General features: G+C 66.8%; 1 protein-coding gene. It reads left to right on the forward strand.

The window, feature by feature from the left end:
* The coding region (locus CVH10_RS23470) for a hypothetical protein (protein ID WP_219925069.1) at positions 1–244 on the forward strand (244 nt) is incomplete at both ends.

Consider the following 244-nt stretch of genomic DNA (forward strand, 5'->3'; position numbering starts at 1 on the left):
GGCCCTGCCGCTGGGGCTGGTGGATCAGCTGGGCGGTCTGACCGAAGCTGTGGCCAAGGCCAAGCAGCTGGCCAAGATTCCCGCCGACCAGTCCGTGCGCTTCAAGCATTTCCCCAAGGAGAAGTCGCCGTGGCAGGCCATCTCCGAAATGTTCGGCGTCCAGACCGAGGCGGCCAAGGCCCTGGTCATGCTGGGCGGCGTGATGGCCGATCCCCAGGCTCAGGCGGTGATGCAGCGGATCGAC

The organism is Halomonas sp. ND22Bw (assembly GCF_003011945.1).
Classification (GTDB): Bacteria; Pseudomonadota; Gammaproteobacteria; order Pseudomonadales; family Halomonadaceae; genus Halomonas; species Halomonas halophila.